Origin of the sequence: Psychrobacter sp. G (assembly GCF_000418305.1) — a bacterium.
GTDB classification, from domain to species: Bacteria; Pseudomonadota; Gammaproteobacteria; order Pseudomonadales; family Moraxellaceae; genus Psychrobacter; species Psychrobacter cryohalolentis.
Genome location: NC_021661.1, coordinates 2,793,804 through 2,810,524, shown reverse-complemented (window position 1 = coordinate 2,810,524; position 16,721 = coordinate 2,793,804). Strand labels below are relative to the sequence as shown.

The following is a 16,721-nucleotide window of genomic DNA, read 5'->3' as shown; positions in this document are numbered from 1 at the left end:
AGACTATTTAAAAACATAGATATGAGTCTGGGTTAGGAACACGTGTTCACGCGTTGTTTCTAACCTTAATAACTCACTACTTAACGACATCAGTTGTTATCCCAGTGGTGGGTTATTAAAAAAGTAAAGAGAACTGAATCAAGCGTATAAAATTAGGTGATATCGTTATCATAATTAGACTTATATAGCACTTAGAAATCTAACTCTATTTATAGAGAAAGACTACTTGGGGTTGTATGGTCAAGTAATGAAGCGCACATGGTGGATGCCTTGGCAGTCAGAGGCGATGAAAGACGTGACAGCCTGCGATAAGCTTCGGGGAGGCGGCAATATCCTGTGATCCGGAGATTTCTGAATGGGGAAACCCACCTACCATAAGGTAGGTATCTTGTACTTGTACAAGAGGCAAACGAGGGGAAGTGAAACATCTCAGTACCCTTAGGAAAAGACATCAAATGAGATTCCCCAAGTAGCGGCGAGCGAACGGGGAGAAGCCGATTAATGCTAATGTAGAAGAACAGCGTGGGAAAGCTGACCGTAGTAGGTGATAGTCCTGTATTCGAAACATTAGCGTTAACATATTAAGTAGGGCGGGACACGAGAAATCCTGTTTGAAGATGGGGGGACCATCCTCCAAGGCTAAATACTCCTGACTGACCGATAGTGAACCAGTACCGTGAGGGAAAGGCGAAAAGAACCCCTGTGAGGGGAGTGAAATAGAACCTGAAACCGTGTGCGTACAAGCAGTGGGAGCCTTAATTTATTAGGGTGACCGCGTACCTTTTGTATAATGGGTCAGCGACTTATGTTCTGTAGCAAGGTTAACCGTTTAGGGGAGCCGTAGGGAAACCGAGTCTTAATAGGGCGTTTAGTTGCAGGGCATAGACCCGAAACCGAGTGATCTATCCATGAGCAGGTTGAAAGTGCCGTAACAGGCACCGGAGGACCGAACCCACTATCGTTGAAAAGCTAGGGGATGACTTGTGGATAGGGGTGAAAGGCTAATCAAACTCGGTGATAGCTGGTTCTCCCCGAAAGCTATTTAGGTAGCGCCTCGGACGAACACCATTGGGGGTAGAGCACTGTTTCGGCTAGGGGGTCATACCGACTTACCAAACCGATGCAAACTCCGAATACCGATGAGTGATATCCGGGAGACACACAGTGGGTGCTAACGTCCATTGTGGAGAGGGAAACAACCCAGACCGCCAGCTAAGGCCCCAAATTCCTAGTTAAGTGGGAAACGAGGTGGGAAGGCATAGACAGCTAGGAGGTTGGCTTAGAAGCAGCCATCCTTTAAAGAAAGCGTAATAGCTCACTAGTCGAGTCGGCCCGCGCGGAAGATGTAACGGGGCTCAAACTAGGAGCCGAAGCTGCGGATTTGAATTTGTTTTCAAGTGGTAGGGGAGCGTTGTGTAAGCCTGTGAAGGTGTGTCGTAAGGCATGCTGGAGGTATCACAAGAGCGAATGCTGACGTGAGTAACGATAATGCGAGTGAAAAGCTCGCACGCCGGAAGATCAAGGGTTCCAGTCCAACGTTAATCGGGGCTGGGTGAGTCGACCCCTAAGGCGAGGCCGAAAGGCGTAGTCGATGGGAAATCGGTTAATATTCCGATACTTGTTTATAATGCGATGGAGGGACGGAGTAGGTTATGTCAGCCTGGCGTTGGTTGTCCAGGTGAAAGGATGTAGGCAGACAGTTTAGGCAAATCCGGACTGTCACTATGCTGAGATCTGATAGCAAGCTGTACTTGTACAGCGAAGTGGCAAATACCATGCTTCCAGGAAAAGCTTCTAAGCAATAGTTATAAACGAATCGTACCCTAAACCGACACAGGTGATCAGGTAGAGAATACCAAGGCGCTTGAGAGAACTCTGCTGAAGGAACTAGGCAAAATGGTACCGTAACTTCGGGAGAAGGTACGCTGCCGATGGTGATAGGACTTGCTCCTTGAGCTGTTGGCAGTCGCAGATACCAGGCTGCTGCAACTGTTTATTAAAAACACAGCACTCTGCAAACACGAAAGTGGACGTATAGGGTGTGATGTCTGCCCGGTGCTGGAAGGTTAATTGATGGGGTTAGCGTAAGCGAAGCTCTTGATCGAAGCCCCAGTAAACGGCGGCCGTAACTATAACGGTCCTAAGGTAGCGAAATTCCTTGTCGGGTAAGTTCCGACCTGCACGAATGACATAATGATGGCAGCGCTGTCTCCAGCAGAGACTCAGTGAAATCGAAATCGCAGTGAAGATGCTGTGTACCCGCGGCTAGACGGAAAGACCCCGTGAACCTTTACTACAGCTTTACATTGAACTTTGACCTGACTTGTGCAGGATAGGTGGGAGGCTTTGAAGCAGACACGCTAGTGTTTGTGGAGCCAATCTTGAAATACCACCCTGGTCATGTTGGGGTTCTAACTCAGGTATAACAATACCGAGGACAATGTATGGTGGGTAGTTTGACTGGGGCGGTCTCCTCCTAAAGAGTAACGGAGGAGTACGAAGGTGCGCTCAGACCGGTCGGAAATCGGTCGTAGAGTATAAAGGCAAAAGCGCGCTTAACTGCGAGACCCACAAGTCGAGCAGGTACGAAAGTAGGTCTTAGTGATCCGGTGGTTCTGTATGGAAGGGCCATCGCTCAACGGATAAAAGGTACTCTGGGGATAACAGGCTGATACCGCCCAAGAGTTCATATCGACGGCGGTGTTTGGCACCTCGATGTCGGCTCATCTCATCCTAGGGCTGAAGCAGGTCCTAAGGGTATGGCTGTTCGCCATTTAAAGAGGTACGCGAGCTGGGTTTAGAACGTCGTGAGACAGTTCGGTCCCTATCTACCGTGGGCGTTGGAAATTTGAGAGGATCTGCTCCTAGTACGAGAGGACCAGAGTGGACGAACCTCTGGTGTTCGGGTTGTCACGCCAGTGGCATTGCCCGGTAGCTACGTTCGGATGGGATAATCGCTGAAAGCATCTAAGCGAGAAGCCCACCTCAAGATTAGATTTCCCTAAAGAGCCGTTGAAGACTACGACGTTGATAGGCAGGGTGTGGAAGTGCAGCGATGCATGTAGCTAACCTGTACTAATTGCTCGTTTGGCTTGACCATACAACACCCAAGTGGTTTGTATGAAAGCTCTAATTAATCTATCTTGTAAAGCGAAAGCTTTAGAATATATATAATTTCGATATCACCTTTAACCTTGATTCAGTTAGGTTACAAGTTGGTCGACCAATAGATAATATCTTGACGTCAAAACAATAATAACAGACTCATATCTAACCCCCTTTGCTGACGACAATAGCACGATGGAACCACCTGATCCCTTCCCGAACTCAGAAGTGAAACATCGTCGCGCCAATGGTAGTGTGGTTCGCCCATGTGAGAGTAGGTCATCGTCAGCTCTCTATTCCTAGATAAACCCCCAACGTTAATTCGTTGGGGGTTTTCTTTCGTGTAACGTTTGGATGGGTGGTGTTGGTGAAAGGCTCAAATAAGCTTTTTCTGTTATGAAAATCGCTATATCTTATATTCAATATATTACTTGTTATTCATTTAAAATGATTTGACTTATATCGTTATAGCTGCTAATTTTAAAGAGTATTTCAACTTTAGTTAATTAAAAGCATTTATAGAGTCTATACGGAAATTGACCTTATAATTAACTTATTAGTAAAGACTTATACCCTATCCATGGTTATCAAAAGGAATTGATAATGAAGTTAGCTCCTCTTTTTTCAATAGGTGCCTTGGCAGCTATTAGCCTTCTAGGTTGTTCTAATCAAGCTTCTGATAGTACTGATGCTTCTGCAGCAACTTCTCAAGAAACAACCACATTGCGCTTTTCTCATTTTTGGCCAGCAACCTCATCTATTAGTACGGAGGTCTTTGAACCTTGGGCTAAGCAAATAGAAGCAGATTCTAATGGTCGTTTAAAAGTAGAGTTATATCCTTCAGCAGGTCTTGCTAAAGCAGACGTTACTTATGAATCTGCTGCTAAAGGCACAATAGATATTGGCTCACAAGCACACGGCTATACCAATGGTCGTTTTCCTTTAACTCAGATTACTGAGCTTCCTGGTTTATCAAACTCAGCGACTCAGATGGGTTGTATGCTCCAAACTCTATATGAAGATGGTACTTTAGCTGGTGAATATGAAGATACGCATATGTTGTTTATGTATGGTGCTGGACCGGGTGCGTTGCATACAACGAACAAATTAATTCGCACACCTGAAGATATGAAGGGTATGCGTATTCGCCGTCCTTCTGCCGTCGCTGGCGACATTATTGAAAGTGCGGGTGCCTCACCAGTAGGTTTACCTGCTAATGATATGTATACTTCTTTACAACGCGGCGTCGTTGATGGTTTAAGTTTTCCATGGGAAGCTGTTACCGCCTTTAAAATTGACGAAATTACCAAATACCATACCAATATTCCTTTTTATAGTTCAGCGCTTATGGTGACTATGAATAAAGATAAATATGAGAGTTTACCGGATGATTTGAAAAAGGTACTGGATAAAAATTCAGGTATGGCGCTTGCCAATAAGGTTGGTGAAGTATTTGATAAACATGATGATATGGCAATAGAAGCAGCTAGGAAAAAAGGTGATGAAATCGTTGAAATCCCTGATCCATTAAATGATCCTAACTGGAAAGGACCGCTTGAGAAAGGCACCAATAAATATCTTGCTGATGTTAAAGCGCTAGGTCTAGATGCAGATGGCGTTTATGCTAAAGCAAAAGCCGCCAGTGCAGCCTGTAAGGTCTAACCTAAAGGAGTTTCGCATGGTATTTTTAGTTAAACTGAGCATCCTCATTTCAAGGTTATGTCAATTCATTGGTGGTATCAGCCTTATTATCATTGTACTGACCACCATGCTAGATGTCATTGCCCGCTATGTATTTAAGCTCACCGGTGGTGAGTTTGGATTTACGGTCAAAGGCAGTGTTGAGATTGTCTCTTACTTCATGCTCTTTGCTTTACTTGGTGCTTTTGCTGCTTTTGTTGAACGCTCACAAATTATTGTCGATGTATTCACTCAAAAAATGTCAAAAGCCTTGAAAGGTTACATGATGGGCACCTTTATGATGGGGTTCTTTATCATTGGTATTGTATTCGCATGGGGTCTCTATGAAAGCGCTTTTGATGCAATAGAGTACGGCAAAGTCACCCAAGATCTTCGAATATCTATGATGCCCATTTACGCTATTAGTGCCTTCTTAAGCGTTTTACTTGCCATTCGGTCATTGATCGAATCCATCAACATTTTTAAAACAGGCGAGTTCTTTGACGCTGAGGAGACAGGCGCATGAGTCCAGAAATTATTGGTGCCATTGGTTTGTTATGTATGATTGCGATGGTTATGCTGCGTGTTCCTGTTGCACTTGCGATGCTTGGTGTTGGTTTGGTTGGCTTTGGTGCGGTGACAGCACCGATTGGTGCTGTGCAGATGCTCAAAGACTTACCCGTTGATGTTTTAGCGAAATATGATTTTAGTGCTATTCCATTGTTCATACTTATGGGTGTCTTTGCTTCTCATTCTGGTATGGCGGGGAAGTTATTTGATGCTACTCGAACTATCTTTGGTGGCGTTAGGGGTAGTCTAGGTATTGCTGGTATTGGTTCATCCGGTATCTTTGCATCCATTTCAGGGTCATCATTGGCGACAGCGTCTACCATGACCAAAGTAGCATTGCCACAAATGGAGAAGTACGGTTATCAGCCAGGCTTTGCCTGCGGTATTTTAGCCGCTGGTGGTACTTTGGGAATCATGATTCCGCCCAGTATTGCACTGCTGGTTTATGCCATCCTAACCCAGCAGTCAGTTGGTGATATGTTTATCGCTGGCTTCTTACCGGGTATGCTCGGCATGGTGATGTACTCAATCACTGTTATGATCATGGTACGCTGGAAGCCACATTTAGCACAACGTGGGGAGCCTACTTCTTGGAAACAAAAGCTAATCTCTTTGACAGGTCTTATTCCCTTTAGCTTTATCTTCATCGTGATTATCGCGGGTATTTTCTTTGGGCTATTTACCCCAACAGAAGGCGCTGCAGTTGGGGCGTTTGTCTCTTGGGCTTATGCTTTTGCCAAAGGCATGCGAATGATGGGGCTTAAGCAATCATTAATTGAGACGCTTGCCCTCTCTGCGGTGGTCTTCTTTATGTTACTTGGTGCTGAAGCACTCGGCTACTTTATCTCAGTATCGCGCTTGTCTTATAGTTTGGCGACGTGGATTGGTACATTGGCAGTTAGCCCAATGATAGTATTGATCTGCATTTTGATTATGTACTTTCTGTTAGGCTTGTTCATGGATGCCCTAGCGATGCTGGTGATTACGATTCCGGTAGTGTTCCCAATCATTGTTGCGTTAGGTTATGATCCGGTTTGGTTTGGTATTATTGCAGTATTAACCGTAGAGCTCGGACTCATTACACCGCCTATGGGTATGAATATCTTTGTGATTAAGGCAATGGCACCACATATTAAGCTGTCCGATATGTTCAAGGGGGTGATGCCCTTTATTGTCTCTGACTTGATTCGCTTAGTCATTTTGGTCGCGTTCCCAGCGATATCTTTAGTGCTACTAAGTTAATTCCTACATAAAATAACACTGGAGCATTGTTGCGTACTATGTATAACGCTAGAATAATTGAGAGACATCGTTTTGAAGTAGCATCTCTACGATAAGCTTGTCTTAAAACACTCATTTTAGAATCACATGGATGCGAGAAATACTATGACTATTGCTAAGAATATCGAGATCAGTAGTACCTCTGAAAGCAGTTTTGAAGATGCTATTCAACAAGGTATTGAGCGGATTTCTAAGACCGTCAACAATGTTGAAGGCGCTTGGATAAAAGAGCAAAAAGTAGGGGTTACTGATGGAAAAATCAGTAAATATCATGTCATTATGATTGTAAGCTTTGTTATTAATGATAGTACTGATATTAGCTAAGTGTTGATTAAAACCTAAAAAAGACTGCGATTGCAGTCTTTTTTTTGTCATAAAAAAATATATTGAGGATTGTTGTGATTAGCAGGAGTAGCCACACGGCTTGCCTATATATGTAGTAAAATAAAACGCTACCATTTTGAATATTTAGAATAGAAGTAAACATTTATGGCTGTCGATTTTAGTAACACGCTCATAGTCGCGATTTCTGCAACCGCTTTATTTGATTTGTCAGAGTCTGAGAATCATCTCATATCGCTTTTACAGCAGCGTCCCCACGATGCCGTTAAAGAGTTCCGCAACTATATGACTGAGCGTGAAAATGACCCGTTGACCATTGGCGCAGGTTATCCGCTGATTAAAGCACTATTGAATTTAAATCATTATTGTCATGATTGTGATAATAAGAATGACGGTGTCAATGCACCCTTGGTAGAAGTGGTCATTGTCTCAAAAAGTAGCCCTGATACAGGTATTCAAGTCCTAAATGCAATACGTGAACATGGGTTAACCATTTCGCGCTCAGCATTTATATCTGGCAGCCCTATTGCACCTTATATCAAAGATTTTAATGTGGATTTGTTTTTGACGACCAATCTTGAAGATGCGCAGCAGGTTGCAGATGCTGATATCTGTGCTTGTGCGATATTAGATGCCACGCCAGTCAATACTTATGAGTTGGATACCAAGCAGTTGCGTATTGCCTTCGATGGTGATGCAGTGTTATTTGATGATTCAGGCGAGCTGCTTTATAAGCAAAAAGGGTTGCAAGCGTTTCATGACCGTGAAGCCAAAATGCGCGATTTACCGATAGAAAAAGGTCCTTATGCAGAGTTATTAATTAAGCTATCCAAAATGCAAGAGCGTCTGCCAGCAAGCCTGCATTCTTGTCCGATGAAAATAGCCTTGGTGACGGCTCGTAATGCCCCAGCTGACTTACGAGCGATAAAAACATTGCGTAATTGGGGCGTAGATATTGATATGGCGTTTTTTCTAGGGGGACTTGAAAAGACTTCGGTACTTAAAACATTTGCGCCGCATATTTTCTTTGATGATTCAGTTAAGCATATCGATGCGGCTCGTAGCTTCGTACCAACGGCGCTAGTGCCTTATCATTCAACCTCACTATTACACGCCAGTAGTATATTAACTGCCAATAAAGATGCGTCATCGCTATCTTTTAAACCCGTAGAAACGACGATTTTATCTACCAGTCATTAACATGCGTTTAACAAGATAAAAAGGATAAAACAGTAGATGAAGTGGCAGCAATTGGCGACGCTTGTAATCGTACGCATTAAGCAAGTATTTGGTCTATATGCTTTTGTACTGATACCAATGTGGGTGATGTTTTTTCTTAATGACACTGTATTTTTTGGTCTATGGAATATTTTTGGTATCGTACCAAGAACATTGGATATTGGCAGTATGATAGGGGTATTTGCTTCATGGACGATGCATGGTAATTTCTCACATTTAGTGGGAAATTCGCTGACACTGATGCAGATTTTGTTCTTATTTGGTTTATTTGAAAATAACGCTTATCGTACTATTCTTAAGCTTATCATCGCCTCAGGTATAATGACTTGGATAATAGCTTCGCCACTGACGATTCATATCGGCGCTTCAGGGCTGTGTTTTGCGATGCTTGGGTTTATGATAGGTGGGGCAGTGTTCGCCAGGCGTTGGGGCTATTTACTGGCTTGTATTGTGATGGGTACAGGTTATTGGCTGACTATCAAACAAGGTTTGATACCGCAGCAAGGTATCTCATTTGCGGCGCATTTTGGTGGTCTATGCGCCGGATTGTTGTTGGGTGCCAATTCTAAACATGCTTATACGAAAGTGAATAATCGTTATTAGCCTTATTTTTCGGCAAATATATTTAGACAGACTGTTCAATGATTCATAAAGATAAGTCAGCTAACAGTGGCTTCAATGAATGAGTTATTTTTTATTAATACAAACATTGATATATAGCGGATCATTTTTTTCTAATGGACGCCAAGCAGTCGTTTGTTTTACATGCTCATCGATACTCATCTTACTGTCTTTTTCTTGTAGTACATAGTCTGCACGAGCAGGGGCGGCACAGTCGATCACTTGCGGTACTTGCTGTACACTTCTACGTCTCTCAAACAAATACAAATTGACCAAGTAAACCTCTGGGTTATCGGCGTTAGCACGAGCGTGTCCGCTATCAGCCGCTATAAAGCGTAACGTCTGTGGTTTAACGTACGACCATGGACGAAACCACGTACCTTCTTCAACTTTTTTGACGACATGAACGCCTTCAGGAAGCTGTGCAAGCTGTTGACCAAACCAGCTGTATTCTTGACTTATTTGGAAGCCAAAAATACCTATCGCACCAAATAATGGAATAAGCCATCTTGGCGCTTTCTTACCTGCAAGTTTGCTGAGGTGAGTGATAACTAGTGCTATCCCAGCTAGACCAAACCCAGCCGCTATGGTTGCGATAAACTCAAAAAGCATAAGACTTTTCCTTAACGCAATCAGCGCATTTCATATCAATTATTAAAAATAAAATCATGTGTACAGCCTTTTTAAGCACATTTATCATGGCACTCATGCTTAACTTTCTCATTATTTTTACTTTTAAGAGGGGTGAGTAAAATTATCATGATTGGACGAATAGTATGTAAAAAATATTCCATGATCAGATTGGGATAAAAAAATCACTCACGAGCAGCTGCTGCCTGTGAGTGATATATTATCGTAAAAAACCATACGTCATTTGCACTTCATTTGCTAGCTTGTATCGAAGCTTAGTGATCTACTGCAGCACCAGCGCCACGTGGAGAACGTACACTTTCAACCAATTCTTGAATGTGTGCTGGTGGTGGCGCAGTCGCATAAGACACTGCGAATGCTACGATAAAGTTAAGCAAGGCACCAATCACACCAAATGATAATGGTGAGATACCAAACAACCAGTACTCTTCAGTATCAGGGAAGTTTGCTGTACCTGTAACGAAGAACCAGCCTTTAAAGATGAAGATATAAACTAAGATACTAATTAGACCTGTGAGCATACCAGCGATGGCGCCAAGGTTGTTAATACGTTTAGAGAAAATACCCATCATCAATGCAGGGAACAGTGAGGCACCAGCAATACCAAAGGCCAATGCAACGACCTGTGCAGCAAATCCTGGTGGATTAATACCTAAGTAGGTAGCAACCACAAGCGCAACAGCCATCGTGATACGTGCGACTTTTAGCTCGCCTGCATCAGTGATATTTGGATTAAGGTTACGTTTAATCAAATCATGACTGATCGCTGATGAGATGGCGAGGAGTAGACCAGCTGCTGTAGATAGCGCTGCTGCCAAACCACCTGCGGCGATAAGACCAATAACCCAACCTGGTAGCTGTGCGATTTCTGGGTTAGCCAATACTAAGATATCAGCGTTGACATCAAGCTCATTACCTGCCCAACCTCTATCAACAAACACACCATCACGCTCTAAAGCATGTTCAGCTTTTGCTTTTTCAACTGTAGTCGTTGCAGCAGCAACATCGCCGCCATCAGTAGTAGCGGCAGCCAATGCTAGCTCTGCTGCACCAAGTCCACTATCACTATACAACTGGATACGACCGTCGTTATTGAGATCGTTATATTTAATAAGACCAGTTTCTTCCCATGTTCTCATCCAATCTGGACGTTGATCATATTCGATAGCAGGAGCGTCAACACCTTGTGGATAAACAGTATTGATTAGATTTAGACGCGCCATTGCACCTACTGCTGGGGCAGTGAAGTATAGGAGCGCGATAAATACCAACGTCCAACCAGCTGTCCAACGCGCATCTGCAACTTTAGGAACCGTGAAAAAGCGAATAATAACGTGAGGTAGACCCGCGGTACCAATCATCAGTGATAAAGTAAATAGCACCATATTCAGCTTGTTCGGTACGTCAGCGGTATAAGCGGTAAAGCCTAAGTCGACGACGATTTGGTCAAGCTTGGTTAGGATAGGAATGCCTGATTCAACATGGTTTGAGAACAAACCAAGACCTGGAATTGGGTTACCCGTCAACTCAAGTGAGATAAAGACGGCAGGAATCGTATAGGCAATCATAAGAACCACATACTGCGCAACCTGCGTGTAGGTAATCCCTTTCATACCACCAAGTACGGCGTAGAAGAATACAACAACAGCCGCAATAATCAGACCAGTGGTACTGTCAACTTCTAAGAAGCGTGAGAATGCCACACCAGCACCGGTCATCTGACCGATAACATAAGTGGTTGATGCAATAATCAAACAGACGACTGCGATCATAGCAGCGGTTTTAGAGTAAAAGCGGTCACCGATAAAATCAGGAACTGTGAATTTACCGAATTTACGTAGGTAAGGTGCTAAGAGCATGGCGAGTAGAACATAACCACCCGTCCAACCCATTAAATAAGTTGATGCAGCATAACCACCAGTGGCGATAATACCAGCCATCGAGATAAATGACGCTGCACTCATCCAGTCAGCGGCAGTTGCCATACCGTTAACAACAGGATGTACACCGCCGCCAGCAACATAGAACTCACTGGTCGAACCTGCACGTGCCCACCAAGCGATACCGAAGTATAAAGCGAAGGACAGACCTACAAAAATGATATTAATCGTAAATTGACTCATAGGGCTATTCCTCGTCTACACCATATTGTTTATCTAGTTTATTCATGCGCCATGCATAGAAAAAGATGAGGGCGATAAATACGATAAGAGCACCTTGTTGTGCAAACCAAAAGCTTATATCAGTACCACCTATTCTAATACCTGACAATAATGGACGTAGCAAGATGCCAAAACCATAAGAGACTAAAGCCCAAATGACGAGGCTGACTTTAATGAGACGGAGATTGGCGCGCCAATAACCTGATGAATCGTTGTGGTTCTCCATAGGACAACTCCTTTTGCCTAACATAAAAACAAGGTCACTGATCTGAGTCTGACAAGTCCCTGTGCTTTAGTGTTTATCTTATTGTGAAAACAGTGTCTTACAACCATAAAAACGGTAGATGAAAGACTAAAGCAGAGCGATCAATCAAGATAAGTAACCCAACATTATCAAAATATGAACCAACTTTTCCAGTGTAAACGATACAGACATCGAGGATAAATTACTCGATATGACTGTTATAAAAGTTAAAGGATAAGAGTCGAGGTTAGTCGCTTAAAATCTAATCATTTAACAATAGATATTGAGACTGTCGATTAAATTTATTATATGGAAATAATGATGTGTAAAGAGGGAGGGGTCGGTAATCGCTGACAATCCTCTGTCTTATTATTATCATCTTCCCGATGACATTATTTTAATAATTAGAAATACATTCATGCCGATAAGTATTGCAAGCAGCTTTTATAAACTTATTAGGAATATATACAATATTGACTTATTTAACAATAAATAAATTTTATTTACTTTATGTAACTAAATATGTGTCTTGTAGAAACCATAACTAACTTATGTTAGTAGAAGCCAATAGATATCATAACTCTGAGACAATAGTATACTAAGACCTTAGTTATATTAAGGATTTGTTATATTCGTTAGATTAATTGATAAAACCAAAAAACGGCATTTATTTTAAAAATAACGGTTATATAAATAACTATTTTTATTATGAATAAGCATGACATCAATATAATTTCAATATCATAACTATTGATTAGGTATAAAATTTTTTCATAAACTATAAATAATAATTATTATTTTATTCCTATTAGCTTATTACTAAGCAAAAGTTTATAAATAATCAATAATTAAAAAAAAGCATAAAAACAGCTAAATTGTCTATAGTCAGTTAAAATACCGCCATATGATATACGTGATTTCCTTGTCATTTTATTGCTCAAATAGGTAATGATGATCAATAAGCAAAGAGAGAACGAAACATCATAAAAAGCCATTAGTTACATCAATTTATAACATATGCTAAAAGTATAGAATGTTAGTGAAGGGGATATAGTATGAACGAAGGCGTAGCAGGTTGGTTTAATAGCATCGTAAACTATGGTGTGAGTATCATTTGGGGTAATAATGATTGGTTGATTGCCAGCAATCCATGGTATGGACTGCTGATGTTCGTCTTAATTGGTGCAGGTCTATATTTTACCGTGGCGACTCGCTTTATCCAGTTTCGTCATTTTGGTCATATGTGGCAGTTATTACGAGTATCAAATCAAGGGCGTAAAGATGGTGGTATCAGCTCATTTGAAGCACTGATGACATCACTTGCTGCGCGAGTAGGGACGGGGAATCTAGCAGGGGTGGCAATTGCCATCTATTTGGGTGGACCGGGTGCTGTATTTTGGATGTGGATGACAGCGATTGTGGGTATGTCAACCAGCTTTATCGAGTCAACCCTTGCGCAAGCATACAAAGTACCGCATAACGATAATGTTTATCGCGGTGGACCGGCTTACTATATCGAAAAGGGTTTGGGTAAACGCTGGCTTGCCGTATTTTTCTCGCTATGTTTGCTGGTCGCTTTTGGCTTGGCGTTCAATGGTGTGCAATCCAATACCATTGCACAAGCGACTAATGAGGCGTTTGGTATTCCAACTTGGATGACCGGCTTGATATTAGTAGTGCTAGTCGCACCAGTAGTATTTGGTGGATTACGCTCTGTTGCGCGTATTGCTGGCAAAGTTGTACCAGTGATGGCGATTCTTTATATTCTCTTGGCACTCTATGTCATCTTGACCAATTTTAGCGAATTTCCAGCGGCGATTGCTTTGATTGTAAAGTCAGCATTTGGCTTTGAACAAGCAGCAGGTGGTGTGATTGGTTATGGTATTGCGCAAGCGATGATTAATGGTATTAAGCGTGGTCTATTTTCGAACGAAGCAGGTATGGGTTCAGCACCTAATGCCGCAGCGACTGCAAAAAGCCATCCTGATCATCCGGCAGTGCAAGGTTTTATGCAAATGTTGGGTGTGTTTTTGGACACATTAGTTATCTGTACAGCGACAGCTTCAATTATTATTCTCTCTGGCGTGGTTGATCCTAGTGTTGAGCAAGAAGGTATTCAGTTAACACAGCTAGCATTGTCGCAATATGTAGGTGATATGGGTGTAATTTTCGTCGCGATTGCCATCTTCTTTTTCTCATTCACCTCTATCATTGCAAACTATAGCTATGGTGAATCGAATCTTGAATTTATCTCTGGCGAGAAAAATGCCAAAGTGATGATTATGATATTCCGCTTTATGGTCTTGGGCATGGTATTTATCGGTGCTGTCGCCAGCCTACCAGCTATTTGGAACTTTGCCGATTTATCCATGGGTCTAATGGCATTGGTCAACTTAGTGGCTATTATCATCTTGTCGCCAGTAGCGCTTAGAATATTACGTGACTATGAGCGTCAGATTAAAGAGGGCAAAACTGCTGATCAAATCAAGTTTAATCCTGATGATTTTGTGAAATTAAAAGATGAAGCCAATCGTGATGCGTGGACAGATTAAGCTGAAATCCTAGATATAAGCGATTAAATCTACTTATAACAAAAAATCGCCCTTCTGAGGGCGATTTTTTTGCAGCTTATTTTAAATAATAACCATCTAAACAATATATAAATAACAATTTACATGTTTGGGTAGTTAGGACCGCCGCCGCCTTCTGGCGTTACCCACGTGATGTTCTGTGAAGGGTCCTTAATATCACAAGTTTTGCAATGGACACAGTTTTGCGCATTGATGACAAATTTAGCACCTTCTGCGTCTTTTACAATCTCATAAACACCAGCTGGGCAGTATAAACGCGCTGGCTCAGCATAAAGTGGTAAGTTGATAGTGACAGGCACTGTTGGATCAGTTAATTTTAAATGTACTGGTTGATCTTCAGTATGGTTGGTATTTGAGATAAATACTGACGATAATTTATCAAATACCAATTTGCCGTCCGGTTTGGCATAGGTTGGCTGATAGGCATGAGCCGCACGCTCAAGCTGATCATAATCTTTTTTATTGTCATGAATGGTCAAAGGCATTTTGCCGCCCATCAGATTTTGCTCTAAAAAGGTAAACGCGCCGCCCATCCATTGACCCATACGGTGCATAGCAGGAGCAAAGTTACGTGCTTCATAGTTGTCTTTATACAACCAAGACTCTTCAAACATCGTAGTATAAGCCAGCACTTCATCATGTTGACGACCTTCTTGCAAGGCTTCGAAAATCGCCTCAGCCGCTAGCATCCCTGACTTCATTGAAGTATGGGTACCTTTGATTTTGGCAGGATTTAAGAAACCTGCGTCATCCCCAGCTAATACACCACCTGGGAAGGTGAATTTTGGCAAGGAGTTTAAACCGCCTTTAGTTAACGAGCGTGCGCCGTAAGATATACGTTTACCACCTTCTAAAACATTACGAATAAGCGGATGTAGTTTTAGACGCTGCATCTCATCAAATGGCGACATATATGGATTAGAATAGGAGAGATCAATAACAAGACCAAAGCTTACTTGATTGTTTTCAGCGAAATACAACCACCAGCCTCCAGTTGAGCCAGTGTCAGTCAAAGGCCAACCTGAACCATGCATGACCACACCTTCTTCATGCTTAGCAGGATCAATATCCCATAGCTCTTTTAGACCAATACCATAGTGTTGGGGGTCACAGTCTTTATCAAGATTAAAACGACTGATCAAGCGCTTGCCTAAGTGACCACGGCTACCTTCGGTAAATATAGTATATTTAGCAAGCAGCTCATAACCTGGCTCAAAGCTATGTTTCGCTTCGCCACTGGCAGCCACACCCATGTCACCTGTCAATACGCCTTTAACTGAACCATCATCATTATATAAGATTTCATCAGCGGGGAAGCCTGGGAACATCATGACTTCTAGCTCTTCAGCTTGTTGAGCCAACCAACGAACGACGTTGCCTAATGAGACAATATAGTTGCCTTGGTTATGCATGCTGGCAGGAATGACCGAATCCATTAATTTGATAGATTTGGTCGCTGAACCCAGCATATAGACGCGATCTTCAATTGCAGGAACGTTTAGCGGTGCGCCTTTTTCTTTCCAATCTGGAATCAACTCATCCAAAGCGCGTGTTTCCATGACCGCACCAGAGAGAGTATGAGCGCCAAATTCCGAGCCTTTTTCGACCACACAAACCATGAACTCATCGTTACCTGCTGCGATGGCAAGCTGGCGTAGACGGATGGCAGCTGAAAGTCCGGCAGGTCCACCACCAACGATAATGACATCAAATTCCATTGACTCACGTTCTACTTCAGGCTCTGCTGCAACAGGTTCTGGCGCTTTGTCGACAACGACCGTTTCAGCAACTGGCTCAACGGCTTGCGTATCTACAATAACGGGCGTTTCTTCAGCGAGCACTTCTGGTGTCACCACTGTTGGCTCTGAATTTGCTGTGTCTGTCACGATTGGCGTGTCGATATTTACAGTATCACCATCAATAACTGGCGATTGATTGTCTTGCTCTTGCATACCTACTCCTAAACTTGTAGTGGCTTATCTCAGGGCATCATTAGCTTAACAATTGAATAATAAGGCTTGTGGCGCTAACTTTACTCAGACATATGGCTGCCCGATAAAAAGGGTCTTTACGGTATCAGTTGACGACGTTACGATGAAAGTGTTTTTAAAAACCTTCAAAACATAACGTAAAATGTGTCGTTAGTACAACGCCCACCAGACTAGTTCAAATAAAAAATCGTTACTTATTATAAAAGAAAAGTCCCACAAACACGATACGCATTTCACAACATCA

Annotated in this window: 11 protein-coding genes and 2 rRNA genes; 9 read left to right on the top strand and 4 right to left on the bottom strand. The window is 42.5% G+C overall.

Annotation, left to right across the window (positions count from 1 at the left end; all coding sequences use genetic code 11):
- Positions 1-238: 238 nt before the first annotated feature.
- The 8 genes from PSYCG_RS11755 (at position 239) to PSYCG_RS11720 (ending at position 8,820) form a co-directional block, all read left to right on the top strand.
- Positions 239-3,100: ribosomal RNA gene (locus PSYCG_RS11755) — 23S ribosomal RNA — on the top strand.
- Positions 3,101-3,282: 182 nt separating this feature from the next.
- Positions 3,283-3,396 (top strand): 5S ribosomal RNA (gene rrf, locus PSYCG_RS11750).
- Positions 3,397-3,708: 312 nt separating this feature from the next.
- On the top strand, positions 3,709-4,767 hold the full coding sequence (locus PSYCG_RS11745; RefSeq protein WP_020444375.1) for a TRAP transporter substrate-binding protein: 1,059 nt from the start codon (positions 3,709-3,711) through the stop codon (positions 4,765-4,767).
- 16 nt (positions 4,768-4,783) lie between these two features.
- The gene (locus PSYCG_RS11740; protein WP_020444374.1) at positions 4,784-5,311 is read left to right on the top strand and encodes a TRAP transporter small permease; all 528 of its coding nucleotides are present in this window, start codon (positions 4,784-4,786) and stop codon (positions 5,309-5,311) included.
- A complete protein-coding gene (locus PSYCG_RS11735) occupies positions 5,308-6,597 on the top strand; it encodes a TRAP transporter large permease (protein ID WP_011514569.1) in 1,290 nt (429 codons plus the stop codon). Before PSYCG_RS11740 ends, PSYCG_RS11735 begins: the two co-directional genes overlap by 4 nt.
- Positions 6,598-6,741: 144 nt before the next feature.
- Positions 6,742-6,960 carry a dodecin family protein gene (locus tag PSYCG_RS11730; RefSeq protein ID WP_020444373.1) on the top strand — a complete coding sequence of 73 codons (219 nt, stop codon included), beginning with the start codon at positions 6,742-6,744 and terminating at the stop codon, positions 6,958-6,960.
- Positions 6,961-7,125: 165 nt separating this feature from the next.
- The gene (locus PSYCG_RS11725) at positions 7,126-8,178 is read left to right on the top strand and encodes a 5'-nucleotidase (protein WP_020444372.1); all 1,053 of its coding nucleotides are present in this window, start codon (positions 7,126-7,128) and stop codon (positions 8,176-8,178) included.
- A gap of 36 nt (positions 8,179-8,214) precedes the next feature.
- Positions 8,215-8,820, top strand: coding sequence for a rhomboid family intramembrane serine protease (locus PSYCG_RS11720; protein ID WP_020444371.1), 606 nt, complete (start codon positions 8,215-8,217; stop codon positions 8,818-8,820).
- An 84-nt stretch (positions 8,821-8,904) separates the two neighbouring features.
- Here PSYCG_RS11720 and PSYCG_RS11715 read toward each other — a convergent pair whose 3' ends face one another.
- The 3 genes from PSYCG_RS11715 to PSYCG_RS11705 form a co-directional block, all read right to left on the bottom strand.
- Positions 8,905-9,450, bottom strand: a complete 546-nt coding sequence (locus tag PSYCG_RS11715; protein WP_011514565.1) for a hypothetical protein — start codon at positions 9,448-9,450, stop codon at positions 8,905-8,907.
- A 293-nt stretch (positions 9,451-9,743) separates the two neighbouring features.
- A complete protein-coding gene (locus tag PSYCG_RS11710; protein WP_011514564.1) occupies positions 9,744-11,612 on the bottom strand; it encodes a sodium:solute symporter family protein in 1,869 nt (622 codons plus the stop codon).
- Between the two features lie 4 nt (positions 11,613-11,616).
- Positions 11,617-11,877, bottom strand: a complete 261-nt coding sequence (locus tag PSYCG_RS11705; RefSeq protein ID WP_011514563.1) for a DUF4212 domain-containing protein — start codon at positions 11,875-11,877, stop codon at positions 11,617-11,619.
- A gap of 1,073 nt (positions 11,878-12,950) precedes the next feature.
- On the opposite strand from PSYCG_RS11705, the gene PSYCG_RS11700 reads away from it, so the two are divergent.
- Entirely contained in the window at positions 12,951-14,447 is a 1,497-nt protein-coding gene (locus PSYCG_RS11700) for an alanine/glycine:cation symporter family protein (RefSeq protein ID WP_011514562.1), read from the top strand.
- 119 nt (positions 14,448-14,566) lie between these two features.
- Here the strand turns inward: PSYCG_RS11700 and PSYCG_RS11695 are convergent, their stop codons facing one another.
- Complete coding sequence (locus PSYCG_RS11695) at positions 14,567-16,204, bottom strand: electron transfer flavoprotein-ubiquinone oxidoreductase (protein ID WP_041772654.1); 1,638 nt, start codon at positions 16,202-16,204, stop codon at positions 14,567-14,569.
- Between the last annotated feature and the right edge of the window lie 517 nt (positions 16,205-16,721).